Genomic DNA, 18,111 nt, shown 5'->3' on the forward strand with positions numbered 1-18,111 from the left:
AGGGGCCATTCCTTGCAAGACCCGTGTGAGCCTTGATCGCAGCCCTTGCACAGGGGGGGGGCCGAGGCCGGCATGGGCCCGGCTTGAGGGCTTGCTTGGCGCATCTTGCAAGCCCGTACTCATTCAGGTGGGAGCGCTTCGCGCAGGCAATCGCGGCCGGCTTCCTTGGCGGCGTAGAGCGCGATATCCGCCGCGCGCAGGAGTTCTTCGGCCGTTGAACCATGTTTGAAGGCTTCGGCGAGGCCGGCGGAGAAGCGCACCGGCGGAAGGGTGGCGTGGGCCAGATGGATTGGGGTTTCACGAACTGAACGTGCCACCACTTCCATGCGCTCACGGGCTTCTTCGAGGCTGGCGCCGGGCATCACGACGACGAACTCCTCGCCGCCGAAACGGCAGGCCAGATCGGAGCTGCGCAGATGGGCGCGCAAGGTGATGGCGAGCTGGGCCAGCACCGCATCGCCGGCTTCGTGGCCCCAGCTGTCATTGACCTGCTTGAAGTGGTCTAGATCGAGCATCACCACGGCCAGCTTGCGGTGCTCGCGGGCGGCGCGGGCGAGTTCGCGCGGCAGGGCTTCATCCAGGTAGCGGCGGTTGAGCAGGCCGGTGAGCGGATCGCGCGTGGCCTGCTCATGCAGGGCTTCACGCAGGCGCACGTTGGAGAGGGCGAGCTTGAGGGTTTCGGCCACCATGCTGGCCAGGTGATTGATGCGTGCCCATTCTGTTTCGCTGCATTCGGCGGGGGCATGCATGCTGAGCAGGCCGAGGGTGTCGCCGAGTACGCGCAGCGGCAGGCACAGGGTGGCGCCCGGAGGGCTGCCTTCGAAATGCTTGCACAGCGGGCCTTCGTCGGCGAGGCGCACGGCGTGACGCTGACCACGGCGCATGCCCCAGCAACTGGTGCACGCAAAGTGGGCGGCAATGTGACCGCCATCTCCCCAGCGTGCCACCGTGCGCAGTTCGCTGCTGCCGGCATCCAGCACGGCCAGGGCGCCACCGCTACCGATCTTGAGGCGGGCCAGCACGTGTTCGACCACTTCAAAGGCTTCGCTCGAGTTCAGGCAGCTCTGCAGGCTTTCGTTGAGTTCGTTCAGACGGGTGAGGTCCGCCGCATGGCGCTCCAGCGCGCCGAGTGAGAGGGTGAGCTGCTGGTTGGTGTCGCGCAGCTGTTGCTGGGCCGCCCGCTCTTCGGTGATGTCGCGCACGATGCCGACCAGGCGCAGTGCTTCGCCGGGCTCGCCGCGTACGCATTCGCCGGTACTGGCCAGCCAGTGCACCGAGCCATCCGGCCACACCACGCGGTGCTCCAGTTCGTAGAGGCTGGTGCCGCTGCGCACGGCTTCGAGGTGGCTGCTGATGCGCTCACGGTCATCCGGATGTACGCAGGCCATGAAGGCTTCGTAGCGGTTGCTGAGATCGCGCAGGCGGAAACCGAAGAGCGGCTCGACTTCATCGGACCAGCTCATCTCCAGGCGATCGAGGTCCAGCTCCCAGCTGCCGATGCGTGCGGCACGCTGGGCCATGGCGTAGCGCGCCTCCGAGATGCGCAGACGCTGATAGGCCTCGGCCAGTTCGCTACTGCGCCGGGTGAGGTTGTCGTTTAGATCGTTGAGTGCGTCGAGCACGATCACGAGTGACTCGGTCTGGCCGGCGATCGAGAGCTGGTGTGCGGTGTCGGCGGACTCGCCGCGCTGGCGGGCGAGCACTTCCTGAGCCATGCGCATGTCGGTGCCGAGCACATGGAAGATCAGCCACTTGGTGAGGAAGGGCAGTAGCCGGCCAATCGCCACGCCGGCCTGCAAGCCGGCCGTTTCGGCTACTTCGCGGACGATGCGGACTTGCTCGCGCAGCGATTCGTGGGCGTGGATGTGCGCCGCAGTGGCTTCCGGCTCCAGCGCGTATTGCGCCATGAGCTCTTCCTCGGTGCGGAAGTGGTAGCCGGTGTAGTCCTGCAGCTCGTCGAGCAGGCCCAGCAGGCGGGCCGGGTCTGAGCGGCCGGCCGAGATGCGTGCCAGCTCGTTGATGAGCTGGACGAGGCGGGCATGCTGCTGGTCAACCTCGTGCAGCCCGGTTTCGAAGCGGGCGGACCAGCTGAAGATGTCCTTCATTTCGGTGACATCACCCACGGTGCAGATCTCCTTGCAGGGGACGGTGAAGGCATCCCCATGAAAATCAACGGTTTGTTGTGGGAAAGCTTTAATTTTGAGCGCCGTGAGGGTATTGCCGGAGGCGCGCGTGCGGGCTATCGACTCCCGAATCTCCCCGCCCGACTCCCTATAATGGCGCACCCCCGCAGAACCCCCGGAAAACCAGAAAATGTCCTCCACTCCCCTTCGCCGCCCCGAGCTGCTGGCCCCGGCCGGCTCATTGGCCATGCTCGATACCGCCCTGGCCTACGGTGCCAATGCGATCTATGCCGGCCAGCCACGCTATTCGCTGCGGGTGCGCAACAATGATTTCGGTGATCTGGCCGTGCTCAAGACCGGCATCGACCGGGTACATGCGGCCGGCGGCCAGTTCTACCTCGTCTCCAACATCTACCCGCACGGCGCCAAGCTCAAGACCTATCTCCGCGACATGGCACCGGTGATCGCGCTCAAACCGGATGCGCTGATCATGTCCGACCCTGGCCTGATGATGATGGTGCGCGAAGAGTGGCCGGAGCAGGCGATCCACCTCTCGGTGCAATCCAACACGGTGAACGCGGCGGCGGTGAAGTTCTGGGCGCGGAATGGCGTCTCCCGCGTGATCCTGTCGCGCGAGCTGTCGCTCGACGAGGTGGCCGACATTCGCCAGGCCTGCCCGGAGACCGAGCTCGAAGTCTTCGTGCACGGCGCGCTGTGCATCGCCTATTCGGGGCGTTGCCTGCTCTCGGGCTACTTCAACCACCGCGATCCGAACCAGGGCAGCTGTACCAATTCCTGCCGCTGGGATTTCAAGGTGCATCAGGGGCGTGCCGACGCCAGTGGTGACGTGTTCCTGATCGAGGAGCGCGAGCGTCGTTCCGGCAGCTACAACGTGATCGAAGAGGATGAGCACGGCACCTACATCCTGAACTCGAAAGATTTGCGCGCGATCGAGCATGTGCAGCGGCTGGTCGAGATCGGCGTGGATTCGCTGAAGATCGAGGGGCGCACCAAGAGCCCGTATTACGTGGCTCGCGTGGCCCAGGCCTATCGCGCTGCGATTGATGCAGCGGTGGCGGGGCAGCCACTCGATCCGGCCCTGATCGACTCGCTCGACGGGCTGGCCAACCGGGGTTATACCGGCGGCTTCTTCGACCGCCACCAGGAGGCTTCGGCCTATCAGAACTATGCGCGCGGCAGCTCGGAATCCTCACGCAGCCTGTATGTGGGAGACGTGGTGCAGTACGACGCGGCACGCGGCCTAGCCGAAGTAGTGGTGAAGAACCGCTTCGCCGTGGGGGACCGGCTGGAGCTGGTGCAGGCACAAGGCAACCGCGTGCTGGAACTCGAGCGCATGGAGCAGGCCGATGGCAGCGCCACGCCGATTGCTCCCGGCAGCGGCCACCGGGTGTGGATCCCCTTGCCGGCAGACAGCGTGGGCGCCTTCCTGACCCGCTTTGTTAATAACGAGATCCCGGCGGCATCGCTTGACGAGGGCTGCGGCTCGGGGGCTTGTGAGGGCTGCGCCTGAGCGGACGCGGCGGCGCGGCGCCGGCGCACGTTTAGCTCTCGACCTTGCCCCGTCCGGCCTTCACCGAGGCGCGGTGGGCCTTTCCCTCCAGTCGCCGCTTGATTGAGCCGCGCGTGGGGCGGGTCGGCCGGCGAGCTTTGTGGGTGATGGCCGCGCTGGCAATGATCTCCTGCAGGCGGCGCAGCGCGTCTTCGCGGTTCTGCTCCAGGCTGCGGAACTGTTGCGCCTTGATGATCAGCACGCCCTCCTTGCTGATGCGCTGATCGCCCCGTTGCAGCAGGCGCTCACGCAGCCATTCCGGCAGGGAGGAGGCGGCGATGTCAAAGCGCAGATGCACCGCCGTCGAAACCTTGTTCACGTTCTGCCCGCCTGCGCCCTGGGCGCGGATGGCTGTGAATTCGACTTCTTCGGGACGCAGGTAATCCGGAGGGGCGGGCATGCGGGCAGCTTCTCGGGCCGGGGATGGAGCCCAAGCATACGTCTGCGGGCACAGTCTGCAAGGCCAATGCGCTGATCCGGCCGGGCCTTGAGTCTGCTGCGAGGCGTGCGCGCCGTGGGCTAAGATCTGCCCACACTCATCCGGGGAGGCTCACATGAAGCGCGTAGTGGTTTGTCTGCTGGCCGCGATGGCCAGCCTGGCGGTGTCTGCCGAAGAGCTGGGTGGGCGCAATGCGCTGACAGTGTATGGCGGCTACCGCGTGGGGGGCAGCTTCACGGAAGTGGATACCGGCAACAGCCTCAAGCTGCAGAACTCGCCCGCCGTATCGCTGGCCGTTGATGTGGGCCTGGATCCGCAGCGGCAGTTGCAGGTCTTCCTGTCACGGCAGAGTTCGCATGTTGATTTTTCCCAGGTTGCAGCTCCCAAGACGAACACGCTGGGCACCACGCGCCTGCCCTTCACGGCGACCTATCTGCATCTGGGGGGCACCTATTTCTTCGATGGCCCGATCGGTCAGGGGCCTTATGCCGTGGGCGGCCTCGGCGTAGCTGTGCTGCAGCTCGACGGCCCCGGCTATGGCGAGGAAGTGCTGCCCTCGATGAACCTGGGCTTTGGCTACCAGTGGTTGTTTGCACGCAATCTTGCGCTGCGCCTCGAAGGGCGTTATTACGCCAGCCTCATCGACAGCAGCGGCAGCCTGTTCTGCTCGGGGGGCTGCGTGGTTTCGATCAGCGGCCAGAGCCTGGGCCAGGGGGAGCTGCTGCTGGGGCTCTCGGTGCCGTTCTGAGAAGCTCAGCCTTCCCGAGCCGGGCTGACGAGGGTCACCGGCAGGGGCTGGCTGGCGTCCAGATGCACGTCGCGCTGCGGATAGGCGATGACGATGCCCTGCTCGGAGAAGGTGTGCTCGATCATCCGGCGCAGATCGCTGGCCACCACCCGTGAGGTGACATTGGGCCCCATCTCCAGCCAGTAGTGCAGCGCGAAGACCTGCGCATCGGCCCCGAAATCCTCGAAGATCACTTCCGGCGCAGGGTCTTTGAGGATCAGGCCGTGGCGCTGGGCGGCCTCGTCGAGCAGTTCGATCACGCGTTTGACCGGCGCGCCATAAGCCACGCCGACCCGTACCGTGAAACGCACACGCGGTGAGCTGTAAGTCCAGTTGGTGAGGTTCTGCTCGATGAAGCTGGCATTCGGCACGATGGTTTCGATGCCGTTGGCGTCGCGAAGGGTGGAGGCGCGGATGCCGATGTCCATTACGGTGCCGCTGATGCCACCGATCTCGATGATGTCACCAGGGCGGAAGGGGCGCTCGCCAAGGATCATTACGCCACTCATGAGGTTCTTGAGCAGGGTCTGCATGGCGAAACCGGCACCGATGGCGATGGCGCCGCCGAGGAAGGCGAAGACCGTGAGCGGGATGCGTGCCCAGGCCAGCACGATGATGCCCAGCACCATGAATTCCACCGTCAGCAGCCAGCGCCGCAGGATGCGCGCGTTTGAGTCGCTCCAGCCGAGCCGGGAGACGAGCAGGCGGCAGATCTGGCGCGCGAAGAGCAGGCAGCCGATGATCCCGGCCACGAAGGCGAGCAGTGCCGCCAGCACCTTGCCGATGGTGATCGAGCGTTTGCCGGTGATCTTGTTGCCATCTACTTCGATGACATCTTCGACTGTCATCAGTTCGTAGTTCCAGGCTGCTTGCGCCCATTGGGTGAGGCGCAGTTGCCACTCATCGAGGCGTTCCGAGGCGCTCAGATCCTTGCGGGCTGTGCCGAGTTCTTCGTCGGTGTACACCAGCAAGGCTTCCATGCTCTCAAGCAGGGAATAGGCGCTGCGCTGCAAGGGCAGGGCTTCCTCGGCTGCGTTACGCAGGGCGATGAGGTGCTTCTGGGCGAGCGGATCGCTGGTGTCGGCAAGCAGGGTGTCGAGGCGCTGCAGGCGCAAGTCCAGCACGGTGCGCTGTTGCTCCAGGCCTCGGCGCCACATACTGATGAAGGGGCGCACCGTTTCGAGTGCTTCGCCAGCTTCCAGGCGATCACTCGTTTCGTCGCGGTGCAGACCCTGGTAACGGGCATTCCAGAGCCGGCGGTGGAGGCGCTGGGCGTCCGCCATGCCGCGCAGGAATTCGCCGCCATAGGTGCTGGCTTCGACGCGGGCGTTGGCGAGTTCCAGGCTGCGCGCTGCCTCGGTGAGCTGTGGGCTGGTATCGACCCGATTGCGGAGCTGCTCAAGTCTGGCCTGGGCCAGTTCGGCATTGTTGCTGCGCTGGAGCTGCTGCTGGGCCAGGGCCGTCCGCCGCTGTTCGATGCGGCTGAAGTCGGCATCCAGCTCGCTGTTGATGGTGGCGAATTCCTCCGCGCTGAAGCGATAGTCGGCGGCGGCCAGCTCGAGTTTGCGGCGGGCAAACTGGAGCTGATCCTGGGCGACGCCCAGCTCAGCCTCCTGCAGCTCCCCGATGGTCTGCAGCGTGGCTGCCGCGATCTGGGCCGTCTGGAGCTGGATCTGACTGAGCTCCCGGGCCCAGCCCTGATGCCCAGGGCTGGCGCTGAGCCCGAAGCGGCGTTCGGCGCTTTCGGTGAGCTTGCGGATTCGAGCTTCGGATTCTTTCACTTCACGGCTGGTGCGCTCGCTGAAAGTCTTCACCAGGGTTTCGCGGGCGCGCAGCGCGGTGAGGGATTGCTGGGCGTTGTCGCGTTCGGCACGGAAACGATCGAGGAGGCGGATTGGGTAGGGCGGCGTTTCGCTGAGGCCACTCCAGGCATGGATTTCCCTGTCCAGCGCAGCGCGGCTGGTGCGCACTTTGGCAAGGCGGGCGAGGTCGGCCAGCTGGCGGTCGATCAGGCTGACGGAGAAGGCGATGCGCAGGTGGCGTTCGTCGAGCTCGGCCGCGGTGGCATCGCTCGGTGCACCGCTGGCGAGGCCGTCCGGCGCTTCCAGGCGTTGCAGGACCTTGAGCAGGGCTGCCTGCTTTTCGCGCAGACGGCTGATCCGGCTGGCCGTGTCCTCAGCCTGGCTGACTGGTGCGGACTGGGGCGCTGCCGCGTGAGGCAGCAGTTTGAGCAAGCTCTGGGCGCCGGTCGGGGCACTCAGCAGACCACAGCACAACAGGGAGGAGGCCAGCAGGGCAAGACGTTTCATGCGCAGAAGATTCCAGCGGGATATGAATGCCAGTGTAGCCCAAGGTGCTGCGCCCTAATGACAGAAGCGGCGCACGTCGTTCTCGGCCACCTCGCGGTCGTACTGGTCGAGTGGTTTGCCGTTGGCGTGCCGCACGGCGCCGCTCAGGATGTCGCGTGCCAGCCGGCAGCGTGAGGCGTCGGAACCGTCTTCGGTGCCGTTCGAGAGTGATTTCGGCCGATCAGGCGCGCGCGAAGCCGGCGGTGTGGCGTACTGTTTTTCAAGCTGACGGCGACGTAACTGGGCTTCTTCCTCTTCCCAGTCGCGGGCCGGCTGCGAGGCGGAGGCCGCAGGTGTCAGCTTGAGCTCGGTGAGCTTGTTGCCCTCGCTGCCTTCCTTGCGCTCCGAGTAGTGGGTCTTGCCCTGAGCGTCCACCCACTTGTAGACCTGAGCCTGGCTGAATGCGGGCAGCATGCAGCCGGATAGCAGGAGGAACCGTCGGATGGCTTGGAGGAAACGCGTAGAGATGAGCATCACTGGCCCTGTTGCGGCCGTTGCCTGCCGCGAAAGATGCCCGCACAGGCGGGCGCTATTTGTGGCTGCTGCCACCGCTCCAGCCACTGCCGCCGCCGGAGCTGTAGCCCGAAGAGTTGCCCCAGGAGCGATAGCTGCCACTGGAGATGTTGTCGACGTGTGAATTGATGCCGGTGGTGGCGAGCACCACGATGGTGGCATACAGGAAATAGACGATGCGGTGCATCAGTCGTCGCCTCCGCCAGAGTCGCTGTCTGAAGTATCCGTATCCCAGTCACCACCGCCGGCATCGCTGCTGCCCGCCGTACCGCTGGTGACCCAGGTCGGCAGCCACAGCAGCATCAGTGCGAGTGCACTGACGATCCAGACCATCGGGCTGAAGCTTACGATCTGGTCGAAGTTCAGGCTCAGCAGGATCAGGCTGGCCCCCAGCGCGTAACTCTTCAGTTCCGACGGAGGCTCTTCCACCCTCGGCGTCGGCAGGCTGTCCGCCGGTTTGCCGAACCAGCGCGCGACCTGCGCGGCATCCACCTCGCGGCTGCGCGACCAGGTGACCTCCTGTGCCGTCACTTCCTCGCAGAGGATGCCATCCGGGCCGTAGTAGTCGGTCACACGGCTCTGATCGCCGATCTTTACGCGCCAATTGAAGGCGCCGGCGGCATAGATCACCTCGGCACCGTAAGTCCATTTCTTGGTGTAGCCCTTGCCGCCAAAGCGCAGGCCGGCGCCCCCGGTGATTTCCGGCAGGGCGTTGAGTACCTCGGTGCGGCTCCAGCCTTGATGACTTTCCACCAGCCACAGGAAACCCTTGCCGGCGTTGAAAAGCAGGTACTCGGTCCACGGCGGATCGGGCTCTTCGCCGGTTTCGCGCACCCGCATGAGGCCGATCAGCTGCCATTTGGAGCGATCGATAGTGGCCTTGTCGCCGAGCTGCAGAGTGCTTTTGAACTGCGCCAGCTCCTTGTGCAGGGCCAGCACTTCAGCCTTCTCCGCCGAGAGTGCCACTTCCGCGTGGCAGGCCGGACACACCAGATGCTCGGCGCGGCCTGGCACCGTGTCGATGCCGCTGCCGCAGGCGGGGCATTCGAGCGTGCGGGCCTTGCCCTTGAGCTTGCCGGCGCTGCTTGCGACTTGCTCTTCTTCCCGCAGCAACTGGCACTTGAGGGCTTCGAGGCTGGTGGCTTCGCCGAGGAAAACCTGCGGTGTGTCGCTCTCCGAGTAGTCGAGGGTCAGGAACTTGTCGCCGTTGCGGAAATCCGCCACCCGCGCCTGCCAGCCTGCACCCACCTGGAAAGGCAGTTCGCCCTCGCCGCCGGTGCATTGCGCCGTGCGTACATCGGTGGCGGTATAGCGTTCGTCCTTGAAGGGAATTGTGGCATTGGGGCGGATCGTCTCGAAGGCAGGCGCCTTGCCCGGTGTGCCGCCTGGTCGGGTGATCACATACTGGCCGGAGCCATCCGCCAGCCAGCCGGCCGAGCCATCATCGAACAGCAGGTACCACTCGTTCCAGAAGCCATCGTCATAGCGCAGCTGGATGCGCCCGACCACGCTGAAGTTCGTTCCCTGATACTGGCCGCAGCTGGTGATCTGCAGGCGGGTGTGGTCCTCGACGATATCGGACATGCGGCCGATCGAGCGTACTGCGTCGGCCTCGCGCAGCAGGGTGCTGCGGCAATAGGCGCACACTGCCATCACCGAGGCGGCAGACCTGAATTCGACTTGGGCCCCGCAGGCGGGACAGGCGCACTGGTACATGAGGCGGTGGAGGATGGCCGGCTTTGTTATCCTGCGGGATTGTGAACGCTTTTGCGGAATTCCTCCATGATCGGACGCCTCTCCGGACTGTTGCTTGAAAAGAACCCGCCCCAGATCCTGCTGGATGTGAATGGCATCGGCTACGAGCTGGAGGTGCCGATGAGCACTTTCTACAACCTGCCCAATCTGGGCGAGCGAGTGACCCTGGTGACCCATCTGGCCGTACGCGAAGATGGCCACTTCCTCTACGGCTTTGGCGCCGAAGAGGAGCGTGCCACCTTCCGCCAGTTGCTGAAGATCTCCGGCATCGGCGCACGCACCGCGCTGGCCGTGCTCTCGGGCATGTCGGTGAGCGATCTGGCGAGCGCCGTGGCACTGCAGGAAACCGGGCGGCTGGTGAAGATTCCGGGCATCGGCAAGAAAACGGCTGAGCGCCTGCTGCTGGAGCTGAAGGACAAACTCGCCAAGACCTTGCCGGGCGTGACCGCCGCCGGCCTTAGTAGCCCGGCCAGCGCTCAGGGGGACATCGGCCACGCGCTGCTGGCGCTGGGTTACAACGAGAAGGAGGCGGCCGCGGCGCTCAAGCAGTTGCCGGCCGACATCGGCGTCTCGGACGGCATCCGTGCCGCGCTGAAGCTGCTCTCCAAGGCATGAGCAAGCCGATGGACGCACTGCTGATCGGCCTCGTGTTGCTGGTGATTGCGGTGGCCAGCTGGTACGCCTGGCAGCAGCAGCGGGCCAGTCAGGCCTGGCCGGCCGTACAGGGCGAGATCCTCTCCGCGCGCATTGAGCGCACCGATGACGGCAGCAATAATCCGGAAACCAGCGTGCGCTATCACGTCGAGCTGGAGTATGCCTATGTCGTGAATGGGCAGCGCTTTACCGGCACCCGCATCCGCATCACCCGTGAGGGCTGGCGCAGCGAAGACGAAGCGCGTACGCAACTGGCGCGTTATGCACCGGGCAGCAAGGTGAAGGTCTATTACGACCCGGCCAGGCCACAATCCAGCGTGCTGGAGCCGGGCTGAACGTCTCGGCATGTAGTTCTGGATGGCGGAGTTCGTACTCCGCCCTTTGCGGGTGTTCCGCTCGTAGGGCGGGGCGCAAACCCCGCCGGGTATTTCTCAGCGCCGGCCCTTACGTTTGGCACGCTGCGCGCTGCGCTCCATGTCGCGCAGCAGCTTGGCAAACTCCAGTGGATGTTTCGCTTCCAGCTCGCGTGCACTGCGCCCGAGGCGTTGCCAGTCAGGCGGGAAGGCTGGGTCCTTGAAGGCATAGACGATGCGGTTGCCATCGGCCATCACATCCACCACCACCACTCGTTCGGCAAATACCTCGCGGATCAGTTCGATGTGCGTCTCGGCCGTCAGGCTATGGCCGGAAATGTTCGTCACCAGTACGCCACGCGGCTTGAGATGGGCGCTCACCTTTTCGTAAAAGCCCAGAGTGCATAGCTGCGGGGCGAGGCCATCTTCCACATAGGCGTCGAGCAGGATCGCGTCGGCCCCGTCTGGCTCACCGGCAAAGTAATCCGCGGCATCGGCCTGCACGATCTTCAGGCGTTCGTCATCAGGCGGGATCAGGAACCAGTTGCGGCAGGCGATCACGCCCTCCATCAATTCCACGGTGGTGACCCGGCTGCGCGCCAGATTCCGGTAGCAGTACTTGGTCAGCGAGCCGCCGCCGAGCCCGACGATCAGCACATGCTTGGGCAGTGGCTGGAATAGCAGGAAGCCCAGCATCGCCCGGGTGTAGGCAATCGCCAGTTCGTCCGGTGTATCGAGGCGCATCTCGCTCTGCACCAGCTTGAGGCTGAAATGCAGGCGCCGCACCTTGCCATCGTCGATCACGAAGGGATGCGGGTAGATGCCGTCCATGAGCTGGCGGATCAGCAACTGGCGGTTCTTGTCCGCCGGCTCGCGCAGCCAGATCTGACCGGATTCGTTGAGGTAATTGGCGGGTAGGCTGAGCCAGCCAGCCGGTGGGAGAGTCATCGTGTAGCCCGAAAGGAAAAAGGCCTCCATTTCTGGAGGCCTTTGCAGCTAGCGCAGGTGTTGATCAGCGCGGCAGAACGGTCGAGCCCATCAGGAACTGGTCGACCTCGCGGGCGGCCTGACGGCCTTCACGGATCGCCCACACCACCAGCGACTGGCCGCGACGGGTGTCGCCGGCCGCGAAGACCTTGGCGACGTTGGTGGCGTAGCAGCCCACGCCATCGGTGGTGGCCTTGGCATTGCCGCGGCCATCCTTCTCGATGCCGAAGCCTTCGAGCAAGGACGCCACCGGGTTGGTGAAGCCCATGGCGAGGAACACGGCCTCGACCGGGATTTCGCGCTCGGAGCCGGCGACTTCGGTCATCTTCATCTGGCCGGTCTTCTCGTCCTTGGCCCACTCGACGTTGGCCAGCACTACGGACTTGAGCTTGCCGTTCTCACCCTTGAATTCCTTGGTGGTCACAGCCCACTCGCGCTGGCAGCCTTCGTCATGCGAGGACGAAGTGCGCAGCTTGTTGGGCCAATACGGCCAGGTGGTGGACTTGTTTTCCTGCACCGGAGGCTTGGGCATCAGCTCGATCTGCAGGATGCTCGCCGCGCCGTGGCGGTTGGAGGTGCCCACGCAGTCGGAGCCGGTGTCGCCACCGCCGATGACCAGCACGTTCTTGCCCTTCACGCTGATCGGGTTGGCGCCGTCGCCAGCGACTTCCTTGTTCTGCGGAATCAGGAATTCCAGCGCGTAATGCACGCCAGCCAGCTCGCGGCCAGGGATCGGCAGATCGCGCGGCACTTCGGAGCCGGCGGTGATCAGCACGGCATCGAAATCCTTCATCAGTTTCTTCTGGCTGATCTTTTCCTTGGCATCGGAGTTGATGCCCTTGGGCAGATCGGCCTCACCGATGTACACACCGGTCTTGAAGACCACACCCTCGGCTTCCAGCTGCTTCATGCGACGGTCGATGATCGACTTGTCGAGCTTGAAGTCAGGAATGCCATAGCGCAGCAGGCCGCCGACGCGCGAGCTCTTCTCGAACACGGTCACGGCATGGCCGGCACGCGCCAGTTGCTGGGCGGCGGCGAGGCCGGCGGGGCCGCCACCGACGATGGCGACCTTCTTGCCGGTCTTCTCGGCGGCCACTTGCGGCACGACCCAGCCGTTTTCCCAGGCCTTGTCGACGATGGCGTGCTCGATGGATTTGATGCCCACCGGCGCGACGTTGATGCCCAGGGTACAGGCGGCTTCGCAGGGTGCCGGGCAGATGCGGCCGGTGAACTCGGGGAAGTTGTTGGTGGAGTGCAGCACTCCGATCGCCTCTTCCCACTTCTGCTTGTAAACCAGATCGTTCCAGTCCGGAATGATGTTGTTCACAGGGCAGCCGTTGTTGCAGAACGGAATGCCGCAGTCCATGCAGCGCGCGCCCTGGATCTTGGCCTGATCATCGCTCAGGGCAATGACAAATTCCTTGTAGTTCTTCTTGCGTTCGTCCGGGGCCGGGTAGCCCTCTTCCTGGCGCTCGAATTCAAGAAAGCCGGTAACTTTTCCCATTTCTATTCCTTCCCGATTCTCAAGCAGCGGCGGTTTCGGTCTTGGCGCGTGCAGCGACGGCCAGTTCCTTCAGCGCACGGCGATATTCCTTCGGCATGACCTTGACGAAAGCCTTGCGGGATTCTTCCCAGTTTTCGAGCAGTGCCTTGGCACGCAGGCTGCCGGTGTAGCGGAAGTGGTTCTCGATCAGACGCTTGAGGATCACGTCATCGGCTTCACCCACGCCGCCACGCTTGACGGCATGCCACACGTCGCGATCGATCTTGTCTGTCTGCTCGGCTGCGGGCAGCACGGCCTCCAGATCGACCATCGCGGTGTTGGCCCGCTTGGCGAACAGCGCTTCCGGGTCATACACATAGGCCACGCCACCCGACATGCCAGCGGCAAAGTTGCGGCCGGTTTCGCCCAGCACGACGACGGTGCCGCCGGTCATGTATTCGCAACCGTGGTCACCCGTGCCTTCGACGACCGCCGCCGCGCCCGAGTTGCGCACCGCGAAACGCTCGCCACCGACGCCGTTGAAGTAGGCCTCACCGGCGATGGCACCGAACAGCACGGTGTTGCCGACGATGATGTGCTCTGGGCCGAAGCCACGGAAGTCGTTCGGGCAGCGGACGATCACGCGGCCGCCGCAGAGGCCCTTGCCGACGTAGTCGTTGCCTTCGCCGACCAGATCCAGCGTCACGCCGTGGGCCAGGAAGGCGCCGAAGCTCTGACCGGCGGTGCCTGTCATCTGCACATGGATGGTGTCGTCCGGAAGACCTTCGATGCCGTACTTGAGCGCCACTTCACCGGAGAGCATCGCGCCGACCGAGCGGTTGACGTTGATGATCGGTTGGATGAAGGAGACGCGCTCGCCCTTGTCCAGAGCCGGGCGGGCCTTCTCGATCAGCTTGTGGTCGAGCGACTTTTCCAGACCGTGGTTCTGGGTAGCGACCACACGCAGCGGCGAATCCACCTGCGGCACGTGGAAGATCTTGGCGAAGTCCAGACCCTGAGCCTTCCAGTGCGAAATGGCTGCCTTCTTGTCGAGCAGGTCGGCACGGCCGATCAGGTCTTCGAACTTGCGGATGCCCAGCTGAGCCATCAGCTCGCGCACTTCTTCAGCCACGAAGAAGAAGTAGTTCACCACATGCTCGGGCTGGCCGGAGAAGCGCTGGCGCAGCACCGGGTCTTGCGTCGCGACGCCAACCGGGCAGGTGTTGAGGTGGCACTTGCGCATCATGATGCAGCCTTCGACCACCAGCGGTGCGGTGGCGAAGCCCATTTCATCCGCGCCCAGCAGCGCGGCGATGACGACGTCACGACCGGTCTTCATCTGGCCGTCGGCCTGAACCACGATACGGTCGCGCAGGCCGTTGATCATCAGGGTCTGCTGAGTTTCGGCGAGACCAAGTTCCCACGGCGAACCGGCGTACTTGATCGAGGACAGGGGCGAAGCGCCCGTGCCGCCGTCGTGGCCGGCGATCACCACGTGGTCGGCCTTGCACTTGGCCACGCCTGCAGCCACGGTGCCGACGCCCACTTCGGACACCAGCTTGACCGAGATGCCAGCCTTCGGATTGACGTTCTTCAGATCGTGGATCAGCTGGGCCAAGTCCTCGATCGAGTAGATGTCGTGGTGCGGGGGCGGCGAGATCAGGCCCACACCCGGCACCGAGAAGCGCAGCTTGCCGATGTATTCGGAGACCTTGCCGCCGGGCAGCTGACCGCCTTCACCGGGCTTGGCACCCTGGGCCATCTTGATCTGGATCTGGTCGGCCGAGGTCAGGTACTCAGTGGTCACACCGAAGCGGCCCGAAGCAACCTGCTTGATCTTCGAGCGCAGGGAGTCGCCTTCCTGCAGCACGATGTCGCGCTCGATCACGTTCTTGCCCACGATGCCGGCCAGCGTTTCACCCTTCTTGATGAAGATGCCCTTCATCTCGTTGCGGTAACGCTTGTCGTCCTCACCGCCTTCGCCGGTATTGCTCTTGCCGCCGATGCGGTTCATGGCAATCGCCAGCGTGGAGTGCGCTTCGGTGGAGATCGAGCCGAGCGACATGGCGCCGGTGGCAAAGCGCTTGACGATGTCCTTGGCAGACTCGACTTCATCCAGCGGGATAGCCTTGGCCGGATCGAACTTGAACTCGAAGAGGCCGCGCAGCGTCATGTGACGCTTGCTCTGATCGTTGATGATCTGCGCGTATTCCTTGTAGTTCTGGAAGTTGCCGGTGCGCGTGGAGTGCTGCAGCTTGGCAATCGCGTCCGGAGTCCACATATGCTCTTCGCCGCGAATGCGGAAGGCATATTCGCCGCCTGCGTCGAGCTGGTCGGCCAGCACCGGAGCTGCGCTGAAGGCGTCAGCGTGCAGCTTGATGGCTTCTTCCGCCACTTCAAAGATGCCGATGCCTTCGACGTTCGACGGGGTGCCGGCGAAGTACTTGTCGATCAGATCCTTGTTGAGGCCGATGGCTTCGAAGATCTGTGCGCCGCAGTAGGACATGTAGGTCGAGATGCCCATCTTGGACATGACCTTGCACAGGCCCTTGCCGACGGCCTTGATGAAGTTGTAGATGGCCTTGTCGCCATCCACATCGGCCATGCCGAGCGCCATTTCGCGCAGGGTTTCCATGGCCAGATACGGATGCACGGCTTCGGCGCCGTAACCGGCGAGCAGGGCGAAGTGATGCACTTCGCGCGCCGAACCGGTCTCCACGACCAGACCGGTCGAGGTGCGCAGGCCTTGCTTCACCAGATGCTGGTGGATCGCGCTGGTGGCGAGCAGGGCCGGGATGGCCACGTTCTGTGCATCAAGCTTGCGGTCCGACACGATCAGGATGTTGTAGCCCGAGCGCACGGCTTCCGCCGCTTGCGCGCACAGCGAGGCGAGACGGGCTTCGACACCTTCCTTGCCCCAGGCCACCGGATAGCAGATATCCAGTTCGCACGACTTGAACTTGTTGTCGGTGTAGGCGCCGATGTCACGCAGCTTGGCCATGTCCTTGAAGTCCAGCACGGGCTGAGAGACTTCGAGGCGCATCGGCGGGTTGATGTTGTTCAGGTCCAGCAGGTTCGGCTTCGGGCCGATGAAGGACACGGTCGACATCACCAGGGCTTCGCGGATCGGATCGATCGGCGGGTTGGTCACCTGCGCGAAGAGCTGACGGAAGTAGTTGTAGAGCGTCTTGTGCTTGTTGGACATGACGGCCAGCGGCGAGTCATTGCCCATCGAGCCAATCGCTTCTTCGCCGGTGGCGGCCATCGGTGCCATCAGGAACTTGAGGTCTTCCTGGGTGTAGCCGAAGGCTTGCTGACGATCGAGCAGGGAGGTGCTGGACTCGATCACCGGCTCCGGGCCGTCGACTTCGTCGAGCTTCACCTGGATGCGGCTGATCCACTCGCGGTAGGGCTTGGCATTGGCCAGCGCGTCCTTGAGTTCCTTGTCATCGATGATGCGGCCGGCTTCCATGTCGATCAGGAACATCTTGCCCGGCTGCAGACGCCATTTCTTGACGATCTTCGATTCAGCCACCGGCAGCACGCCGGCTTCCGAGGCCATGATCACGATGTCGTCATCAGTGACGATGTAACGAGCCGGGCGCAGGCCGTTGCGGTCCAGCGTGGCGCCGATCTGGCGGCCATCGGTGAAGGCAATCGCGGCGGGGCCGTCCCACGGTTCCATCATGGCTGCGTGGTATTCGTAGAAGGCGCGACGGTTCTCGTCCATCGTGGTGTGTTGTTCCCAGGCTTCCGGGATCATCATCATCGCGGCCTGTGCCAGCGGGTAGCCGGACATCGTCAACAGTTCGATGCAGTTATCGAAGGTAGCGGTGTCGGACTGGCCGGCGTAGGCGATCGGGTAGAGCTTCTTGAGGTCGTCGGCCAGCACGGCGGACTTCATCACGCCTTCGCGGGCACGCAGCCAGTTGAAGTTGCCCTTCACGGTGTTGATTTCGCCGTTGTGGGCAATCATCCGGTAGGGGTGCGCCAGCGGCCATTCCGGGAAGGTGTTGGTCGAGAAACGCTGGTGCACCAGCGCCAGCGCGGAGATACAGCGCGCATCGGCCAGGTCCTTGTAATACACGCCGACCTGATCGGCCAGCAGCAGGCCCTTGTAGATCACGGTGCGGGCCGACATTGACGGTACGTAGTACTCGGCGCCGTGCTTGAGCTTGAGTTGCTGAATGGCGTGGCTGGCCATCTTGCGGATCACGTAGAGCTTGCGTTCCAGTGCTTCGGTGACCATCACGTCCGGGCCGCGACCGACGAAGATCTGGCGGATCACCGGTTCCTTGGCACGCACGCGCGGCGACATCGGCATTTCGCTGTCGACCGGCACATCACGCCAGCCCAGCAGTACCTGGCCTTCGGCACGTACGGCACGCTCCAGCTCCTGCTCACAGGCCAGACGCGAAGCGGCTTCCTTGGGCAGGAAGACCATGCCCACGCCGTATTCGCCGGCCGGTGGCAGCTTTACGCCGGCAGCGGCCATCTCTTCACGGTAGAGCTGGTCCGGAATCTGGATCAGGATGCCGGCGCCGTCGCCCATCAAGGGGTCCGCACCCACGGCACCGCGGTGATCGATGTTCTTGAGGATCTGCAGCCCCCCCTGAACGATCTCATGGGTCTTCTTGCCCTTGATGTGGGCAACGAAACCCACACCACAGGCATCATGTTCGTTGGCTGGGTCGTAAAGTCCCTGGCGCTCTTGCATGCTCATACTCCAGATAAAACCGGACAATCTGCGGCTCGCTATACCAAAAGGCGTAGCTTCCGCAACCGTAAGGGTTTGAACTATAGGACGAGCGCCCACCCCCCTCAAGCACTATAAAACGGGGTCAGAGTGTAATTTGATTCTTGCACACTTGCGGTGCATTAAATAATGGGGACATAGTTGTTTGATGCATTGCGGGGCCTGCAGTCTGGAGCTTTCAAGGCAGCGGGCAGATCGATCATGGCGAGGGTGGAGAATGAATTGCTGATGGATCCAGCACGTCTGGCGCAATCAGGCTGCAGAATATGTACGCGCAGATGCTGATCCGCTGAATCTGTCCCGATCCCGCCCCGGCGCAGCAGTGCTTCTTCAGCAAAAA

At 64.0% G+C, this 18,111-nt stretch carries 13 protein-coding genes; 4 read left to right on the forward strand and 9 right to left on the reverse strand.

What is annotated here, in order from left to right; genetic code table 11:
* Positions 1–119: 119 nt before the first annotated feature.
* Positions 120–2,123 carry a bacteriohemerythrin gene (locus tag HJ583_RS13490; protein WP_170022400.1) on the reverse strand — a complete coding sequence of 668 codons (2,004 nt, stop codon included), beginning with the start codon at positions 2,121–2,123 and terminating at the stop codon, positions 120–122.
* Positions 2,124–2,313: 190 nt separating this feature from the next.
* On the opposite strand from HJ583_RS13490, the gene HJ583_RS13495 reads away from it, so the two are divergent.
* Entirely contained in the window at positions 2,314–3,654 is a 1,341-nt protein-coding gene (locus HJ583_RS13495; protein WP_170022401.1) for a peptidase U32 family protein, read from the forward strand.
* A 31-nt stretch (positions 3,655–3,685) separates the two neighbouring features.
* Here HJ583_RS13495 and arfB read toward each other — a convergent pair whose 3' ends face one another.
* Positions 3,686–4,093: an alternative ribosome rescue aminoacyl-tRNA hydrolase ArfB gene (arfB, locus tag HJ583_RS13500; RefSeq protein ID WP_170022402.1), complete on the reverse strand. Its 408-nt coding sequence runs from the start codon at positions 4,091–4,093 to the stop codon at positions 3,686–3,688.
* Between the two features lie 154 nt (positions 4,094–4,247).
* Between arfB and HJ583_RS13505 the strand changes: the two genes are divergently transcribed.
* Entirely contained in the window at positions 4,248–4,880 is a 633-nt protein-coding gene (locus tag HJ583_RS13505) for a hypothetical protein (RefSeq protein WP_170022403.1), read from the forward strand.
* A gap of 5 nt (positions 4,881–4,885) precedes the next feature.
* On the opposite strand, the gene HJ583_RS13510 is transcribed toward HJ583_RS13505, so the two are convergent.
* The 4 genes from HJ583_RS13510 to HJ583_RS13525 all read right to left on the reverse strand — a co-directional run bounded on the left by HJ583_RS13510 (position 4,886) and on the right by HJ583_RS13525 (position 9,433).
* The gene (locus tag HJ583_RS13510; protein WP_170022404.1) at positions 4,886–7,228 is read right to left on the reverse strand and encodes a mechanosensitive ion channel domain-containing protein; all 2,343 of its coding nucleotides are present in this window, start codon (positions 7,226–7,228) and stop codon (positions 4,886–4,888) included.
* Between the two features lie 54 nt (positions 7,229–7,282).
* Positions 7,283–7,681, reverse strand: coding sequence for a DUF4124 domain-containing protein (locus HJ583_RS13515; protein ID WP_170022405.1), 399 nt, complete (start codon positions 7,679–7,681; stop codon positions 7,283–7,285).
* Between the two features lie 115 nt (positions 7,682–7,796).
* Entirely contained in the window at positions 7,797–7,967 is a 171-nt protein-coding gene (locus HJ583_RS13520; protein WP_170022406.1) for a hypothetical protein, read from the reverse strand.
* Positions 7,967–9,433 (reverse strand): DUF4178 domain-containing protein, encoded by a 1,467-nt coding sequence (locus HJ583_RS13525; protein WP_170022407.1) that lies wholly within the window; start codon positions 9,431–9,433, stop codon positions 7,967–7,969. Before HJ583_RS13525 ends, HJ583_RS13520 begins: the two co-directional genes overlap by 1 nt.
* A gap of 129 nt (positions 9,434–9,562) precedes the next feature.
* Here HJ583_RS13525 and ruvA point away from each other — a divergent pair, with 129 nt between their 5' ends.
* The gene (ruvA, locus tag HJ583_RS13530) at positions 9,563–10,150 is read left to right on the forward strand and encodes a Holliday junction branch migration protein RuvA (RefSeq protein WP_170022408.1); all 588 of its coding nucleotides are present in this window, start codon (positions 9,563–9,565) and stop codon (positions 10,148–10,150) included.
* Positions 10,151–10,158: 8 nt separating this feature from the next.
* Complete coding sequence (locus tag HJ583_RS13535) at positions 10,159–10,524, forward strand: DUF3592 domain-containing protein (protein ID WP_170022409.1); 366 nt, start codon at positions 10,159–10,161, stop codon at positions 10,522–10,524.
* Between the two features lie 96 nt (positions 10,525–10,620).
* Here HJ583_RS13535 and HJ583_RS13540 read toward each other — a convergent pair whose 3' ends face one another.
* The 3 genes from HJ583_RS13540 to HJ583_RS13550 all read right to left on the reverse strand — a co-directional run bounded on the left by HJ583_RS13540 (position 10,621) and on the right by HJ583_RS13550 (position 17,738).
* A complete protein-coding gene (locus HJ583_RS13540; protein WP_170022410.1) occupies positions 10,621–11,490 on the reverse strand; it encodes a spermine/spermidine synthase domain-containing protein in 870 nt (289 codons plus the stop codon).
* 64 nt (positions 11,491–11,554) lie between these two features.
* Positions 11,555–13,036, reverse strand: a complete 1,482-nt coding sequence (locus HJ583_RS13545) for a glutamate synthase subunit beta (protein WP_170022411.1) — start codon at positions 13,034–13,036, stop codon at positions 11,555–11,557.
* A 19-nt stretch (positions 13,037–13,055) separates the two neighbouring features.
* Positions 13,056–17,738, reverse strand: coding sequence for a glutamate synthase-related protein (locus HJ583_RS13550; protein WP_170022412.1), 4,683 nt, complete (start codon positions 17,736–17,738; stop codon positions 13,056–13,058).
* Between the last annotated feature and the right edge of the window lie 373 nt (positions 17,739–18,111).

The sequence above is a fragment of the Uliginosibacterium aquaticum genome (assembly GCF_012972705.2).
Taxonomy (GTDB): domain Bacteria; phylum Pseudomonadota; class Gammaproteobacteria; order Burkholderiales; family Rhodocyclaceae; genus Uliginosibacterium; species Uliginosibacterium aquaticum.

Excerpts from the sequence above, each read along its gene's own strand:
- HJ583_RS13495 (WP_170022401.1), top strand. The coding sequence starts at position 2,314 with ATGTCCTCCACTCCCCTTCGCCGCCCCGAGCTGCTGGCCCCGGCCGGC.
- arfB (WP_170022402.1), bottom strand. The coding sequence starts at position 4,093 with ATGCCCGCCCCTCCGGATTACCTGCGTCCCGAAGAAGTCGAATTCACA.
- HJ583_RS13505 (WP_170022403.1), top strand. The coding sequence starts at position 4,248 with ATGAAGCGCGTAGTGGTTTGTCTGCTGGCCGCGATGGCCAGCCTGGCG.
- HJ583_RS13510 (WP_170022404.1), bottom strand. The coding sequence starts at position 7,228 with ATGAAACGTCTTGCCCTGCTGGCCTCCTCCCTGTTGTGCTGTGGTCTG.
- HJ583_RS13515 (WP_170022405.1), bottom strand. The coding sequence starts at position 7,681 with ATGCTGCCCGCATTCAGCCAGGCTCAGGTCTACAAGTGGGTGGACGCT.
- HJ583_RS13520 (WP_170022406.1), bottom strand. The coding sequence starts at position 7,967 with ATGCACCGCATCGTCTATTTCCTGTATGCCACCATCGTGGTGCTCGCC.
- HJ583_RS13525 (WP_170022407.1), bottom strand. The coding sequence starts at position 9,433 with ATGGCAGTGTGCGCCTATTGCCGCAGCACCCTGCTGCGCGAGGCCGAC.
- ruvA (WP_170022408.1), top strand. The coding sequence starts at position 9,563 with ATGATCGGACGCCTCTCCGGACTGTTGCTTGAAAAGAACCCGCCCCAG.
- HJ583_RS13535 (WP_170022409.1), top strand. The coding sequence starts at position 10,159 with ATGGACGCACTGCTGATCGGCCTCGTGTTGCTGGTGATTGCGGTGGCC.
- HJ583_RS13540 (WP_170022410.1), bottom strand. The coding sequence starts at position 11,490 with ATGACTCTCCCACCGGCTGGCTGGCTCAGCCTACCCGCCAATTACCTC.
- HJ583_RS13545 (WP_170022411.1), bottom strand. The coding sequence starts at position 13,036 with ATGGGAAAAGTTACCGGCTTTCTTGAATTCGAGCGCCAGGAAGAGGGC.
- HJ583_RS13550 (WP_170022412.1), bottom strand. The coding sequence starts at position 17,738 with ATGAGCATGCAAGAGCGCCAGGGACTTTACGACCCAGCCAACGAACAT.